The sequence below is a fragment of the Mycobacterium sp. genome, assembly GCF_036488105.1.
Taxonomy (GTDB): Bacteria; Actinomycetota; Actinomycetes; order Mycobacteriales; family Mycobacteriaceae; genus Mycobacterium.
The window spans coordinates 1-4,486 of the sequence record NZ_DASXHW010000378.1 but is presented as its reverse complement, the minus strand read 5'-3'; the positions used below and the strand labels follow the sequence as shown (position 1 = coordinate 4,486).

Here is a 4,486-nt window from a genome sequence, read left to right as displayed (position 1 = left end):
TGTTCCTGATGCCGTGATCACGCCGCCTCGCGCGTATTCCGGCATCCCGCCTGGCCGCTTCGTGGCAACGTGCGGCCCGGCGTCGAACTTCGCGAAGACCACGGCCGGGTCCTCGTCGTCCTCGTAGAAGCCCTCGGCTTCGTCCGGGATCACTGGGCAGCCCCCGGCATCCCGCCCGCCGCCGGCGGGTTCTGCGGAGGCCTCGGCGGGCCTGCGGCAGGCGGTGCCAGCTTCGGCGGGCGCGGGCCCTGAGCCGCGGGCACGCCCGGACCGCGGTTCGTCCCCGCCGCCGCCTGCTGGGCGATCTGCGTCCCCGCGTGCGCAAGCCCCTGGAGCTGCCCGAGTCCCGCTGCTGCCTCCGGGGGCATTCCCGGCGGCGGGTTCCCGGCAAGCTGCTCCGCCCGCTGCGACGCCGTGGAGACTAGCGCCTCGTGCACCTGGTCGACGTCCAGTTGCAAAATACTTGCCATGCGCTCTGTCAGAAGGTCGAAGACCGGGAGTGGAATATGGAGCACCGGGGCGGCGGCCATTTGCCCGAACAGTGCCAAAAGCTGCTGAGCCTGCTCGTCCTGAAGGGGACCGAACTTGGCCTGCGGGTAGGCCGCGTCCGCGCCGAAATTGAGCATGACCAGCGGCCTGATGACGTCGTAGCTGATGCTCTCGGCGATCTCCTTGGCTACCGCCTGGCGGGATTTGAGATAAAAATCACTTTGATCCTGACTCAGGCTGTATGCGCCCTTACCGCCGGTCGATGCACTGGCCAGGCCGAGGAATCCAGCGAGCACGCTGGAGATCTGCCACGAGCTGAGGAACGCCATGGCGGACTCGAAGAAATGACCCGCGTCACCAGCAGCCGGAATTGCCTCGAATGCTTTCTGCCCGTCGATCGGGTGCACCAGGCCGACGACACCGGAACCGCGAAGCTGGGAGATATCATCGGCGCGCTGCGTCGCCTCCGGCTGGTCATTTCCGTAAACCACGAGGCGCTGCAACGCCATGTTCTCAAGAAAATTCATCCAGAGGAAAAGGAGCTTCATCTGGGTCGAATGGCACCACCATGCGACCTCAACCTCGGAAACTCCCGTCAACGGCTCCCGGTGCTTCCCGTGCGTGTAAATGAAGCTGCGCACCTTCGGGATGTCGACGTAACCGGGCACCTTCTGGTCGCGATTCAGGAGAAGATTCCCGCCGAACAACCACACCTGCTGCCGGAATCCGTTGGGCTCCCCGGTGCGGTCGTTGTACCTGGCCTGGCAGGTGGAGGGAGGACGGTAGGCGATCCGGTCGTAGATTATCCGGCCGTCAGAGTCCCTGACGCGGAAAGTCTTCTCGAAGAAAGCCCTGCGAAAAATTTGCCCACTCGTAATTTGCCCGATCATCTCTGAGACCGGGGTTCTCATTCCGCCAGAAGTGTCCGGGGTCATCAAAACACTGGTCACGAAATCGTGCTCGCCCTTGTCGCCCTTGCCGGGTTCAATGGTAAAATCGGCCTCGCGGATGGGCAGGGTCAGGACAAGCTCAAGAGCCGAGGCGGTCCCATTTCTTGAAAACATCGACTTGATATCGCGGGCACTGTATTCGCCATAGTCGACATTAAGAACACGTCGCCCTCCCCATAATAAGCAAACAATCTCTGCCCCATGTCAAATGAGGTACCAATCGACGGACCTAGCAAGGCCCGCTTGCCTCCGCCGAAGGACTTGGAACCCTTGGGTGCCAAGTCGGGGAAGGCCAGGATGCTCGCGTTCTTAGGATCAGCCACGTGTCCAGAACCACCTCCCTCCCGCTGCCCGGGGCGCACGAGGCGCCAGTCTGCAATTGCTGATGCACGGAGCAGATGCACGTGCGTCTGAGGCCACGATACAGGCGCGGCAGGCTCCGGACATAGAACAGGGCGGGCGCTGCCCCTTCTAATCGGAGGGACAGCGCCCGCCCTGCGGGCGATACCAGCCTTGCCGGACCGGGCCAGGGCTCACCGGGCCAAGGCGCTCCACGTCATGCCTTGCCTGCCCAGCCGTTCCTGTCCCTGCCTTGGCGGGCCGGGCCAAGCCTTACCATGCCTGCCCTGCCTCACCCAACCGAGACCAGCCACACCGAACCTTGGCTAGCCTTGCCAAACCTGCCGTATCCATCCCTTTGACTCAGCCGGATGCTGCTGCTGACCCGTTGCTGGGCTCATTCTCGGCGCGGATCTCGTCGACCAGCGCCCAGAACTCCTGTAGGTGGCCGTACCGCACCCGGAGCGACCTGATCTCGCGCTGCATCCTCTGGAGTAGCAGGTTGCGGGCCTGGCCACTCAGTCCGGCGGCAGGGAGGTAGGTCCCGGCCGCGCGGCCGACTTCGCCGACTGAAGACGCAGCGACGAATCCGCGCACCAGGACGTCGCGCTCCTCGCCGGACGCCTCCTGGTAGGTGACGCGGACCTTATAGCGGCGGATCAGGCTGCGGGCCTGGTTCAGCCGGTGCGCCTCGGCCGCCTCCTCGTCGTCCCAGGTGAACTGGGCGTGCAGCACCGACTCCGGCGGCCGGGCCGCGTCTAGCACGGACGCGGCCTCCAGTGACCCGTCCGGGCTGAGCGAGGCCAGCCGGTCAAGCTCGGCGATGATGACGGGGTTCAGAGCGGACGCCCCGGTGTTCTCGGTCACAGCGTGATCTCCTTCACGTCGGCGTCGTCGGGTACGCGCCAGGTGCCGTAGCTGCCGGTATTCGACTCCTTCGAGGCGGGGCGCCACTCGCCGATGCCGTTCATGCCGGCCGCGTCGACCAGGGCGATCACGGTGTCGAGCTTGAACAGCGACTTGATGTAGACGACTTCGAGCACCGCGGACCAGGGGTCGTACTCGGGCCGGAACCGGATGTCGGCGACGCCGCTGTCGTTGCGCGCGTAGTCCTGCCTCATGACCGGCTCGGCAGGCTGGAGCGTGGCCGTGTCGCCGGTCCACTTGCCGTAGACGGGCGTCAGCAGGGTCCGGTTGGCCTTCTCCACGCCCGGCACGCCGTTGACGAAGAACATGCGCCGAAGGTCGGTCATGGTGAGCTTGGAGCCCTTGAAGAACCGGGCGGCGTCCACGATCGCCGCCTTGAACCCGACCGCGGGGAACCCGGCCGACCCGTCGGCGAGCAGGTGCTGCGCGTTGAGGAACAGTTCCTCGGGGTTCTTCGGCTCGCGCTGGAGCGTCGCGCCCATCTGGCGGGCGAGCATGATCTGCTGGGCCTTCTCGCTGAACTTGTTGACGATCAGCGGCGTGAGGCCCTCGATCGGAACCCGGGCCATGGTGCGGCCGATCCGGTTGAGGGTGATCTCGCCGGCGGGGGCCGGTGCGCGCGCGGGCATCAGCTGATGCCCTGGACGTACGGCGTAGTGTTTTCCATGGTCCGTTGGCCTTCCTGTAGCAGGTCGCGGGCAAGTCCCCGGCCGCGGGGCGGAATCCTGCGGCTCGGGGGCGTTAAACCTTGCCCATTACGGGTATTTTACCAGTTCAGGCGCGATTTGCGCATCTAATTGCGGTACTTCCAGCAGCGCCTCCGTTGATACCTGGAGTACGGCCGCCAGCGCCACGAGCTCGTCGGCCGTGATGCGCCGCTCGCCGCGCTCGGTTGCCCCGGTCGTCTGCTGGCGCCAGTAACCGAACCCGCGCTCCCGCATGCCGCCTGCCACGTCCTCCTGGGACAGGCGCGCGCGGGCGCGCTCGGCCCTGACGTTGGCGGCGATGGCGCGCTGGATAGCGGCTGGAATGTCGGTCACGACGCTATAATACATCTTGAGACTGTATCCCAACCTATCAGAGGGCGGAAACATGACTGACAGCGAACCAGACGGCATCACGCTCCGCACCCGTACCCTCGGGCACGTCCACACTGACGATGACACCGTGGTCGTCGTCGAGCACGTCTACGAGCCGGAAGGCGCGGCGCCGTGCGGCGACTGCGGCGGGCCGGCCCACGATCCCGGCATGGTCGGACTGGTCATCAGCGGCGAGCGCGAGGACGGCACGCTGGATGTCCCTGTCTCGGCCCTGCTCACGGCCGAAGATGCGCTAGTGCTCGCCAACCGGCTTCAGCGCGCCGCATCACTCGTGCTGGAGTCCGGCGAGGACTGCCCCGATATCGAGCGGGAAGCGGCCAGGTTCGCTCCGCCGGAGGGACCTGCCGGCGATGCCTGAGTGGCACTGCCGTCTTGCCGCGGCATCACCAGTCCCCGAGCGGTGCCAGGGACCGCGGCACGGGAAGTGCGGGCTGCGCTACCTGCCCGGCGAGTACACCGTGACCGGGAACGGCATCATGCTGCCCGGCATCGGGACGGTCCGAATGGAAGGGGCGGCATTCGCCCCGAAAGATGCCCCGGTGATCGTCTACCAGGACGATGACGGGTGGACGGCCGAGTTCGCCTGAACGAGGACGCGCCCGTGGTGACCAGCAACCGGCGGAAGTCAGTGCCCTAACCTGTGCGGGTGGACGAGACGGAAGAGGCACTGGCCATCGCCCG

At 66.1% G+C, this 4,486-nt stretch carries 6 protein-coding genes; 2 read left to right on the top strand and 4 right to left on the bottom strand.

Features of this window, described 5'->3' with window-relative positions; genetic code table 11:
• Positions 1-149 precede the first annotated feature (149 nt).
• From VGH54_RS19865 to VGH54_RS19850, 4 genes are all read right to left on the bottom strand, one after another.
• Complete coding sequence (locus tag VGH54_RS19865; RefSeq protein ID WP_331513787.1) at positions 150-1,553, bottom strand: phage portal protein family protein; 1,404 nt, start codon at positions 1,551-1,553, stop codon at positions 150-152.
• A gap of 588 nt (positions 1,554-2,141) precedes the next feature.
• Positions 2,142-2,645 (bottom strand): hypothetical protein, encoded by a 504-nt coding sequence (locus tag VGH54_RS19860; protein ID WP_331513786.1) that lies wholly within the window; start codon positions 2,643-2,645, stop codon positions 2,142-2,144.
• On the bottom strand, positions 2,642-3,334 hold the full coding sequence (locus VGH54_RS19855; RefSeq protein WP_331513785.1) for a hypothetical protein: 693 nt from the start codon (positions 3,332-3,334) through the stop codon (positions 2,642-2,644). Before VGH54_RS19855 ends, VGH54_RS19860 begins: the two co-directional genes overlap by 4 nt.
• Before the next feature lie 126 nt (positions 3,335-3,460).
• A complete protein-coding gene (locus VGH54_RS19850) occupies positions 3,461-3,745 on the bottom strand; it encodes a helix-turn-helix transcriptional regulator (protein ID WP_331513784.1) in 285 nt (94 codons plus the stop codon).
• 52 nt (positions 3,746-3,797) lie between these two features.
• On the opposite strand from VGH54_RS19850, the gene VGH54_RS19845 reads away from it, so the two are divergent.
• The gene (locus VGH54_RS19845) at positions 3,798-4,163 is read left to right on the top strand and encodes a hypothetical protein (protein ID WP_331513783.1); all 366 of its coding nucleotides are present in this window, start codon (positions 3,798-3,800) and stop codon (positions 4,161-4,163) included.
• Entirely contained in the window at positions 4,156-4,392 is a 237-nt protein-coding gene (locus VGH54_RS19840) for a hypothetical protein (RefSeq protein ID WP_331513782.1), read from the top strand. Before VGH54_RS19845 ends, VGH54_RS19840 begins: the two co-directional genes overlap by 8 nt.
• Positions 4,393-4,486 lie beyond the last annotated feature (94 nt).

What these genes read in the sequence shown, in the direction of transcription:
- VGH54_RS19855 (WP_331513785.1), bottom strand. Translation starts at nt 3,334, where the DNA reads ATGCCCGCGCGCGCACCGGCCCCCGCCGGCGAGATCACCCTCAACCGG.
- VGH54_RS19845 (WP_331513783.1), top strand. Translation starts at nt 3,798, where the DNA reads ATGACTGACAGCGAACCAGACGGCATCACGCTCCGCACCCGTACCCTC.
- VGH54_RS19865 (WP_331513787.1), bottom strand. Translation starts at nt 1,553, where the DNA reads ATGTTTTCAAGAAATGGGACCGCCTCGGCTCTTGAGCTTGTCCTGACC.
- VGH54_RS19840 (WP_331513782.1), top strand. Translation starts at nt 4,156, where the DNA reads ATGCCTGAGTGGCACTGCCGTCTTGCCGCGGCATCACCAGTCCCCGAG.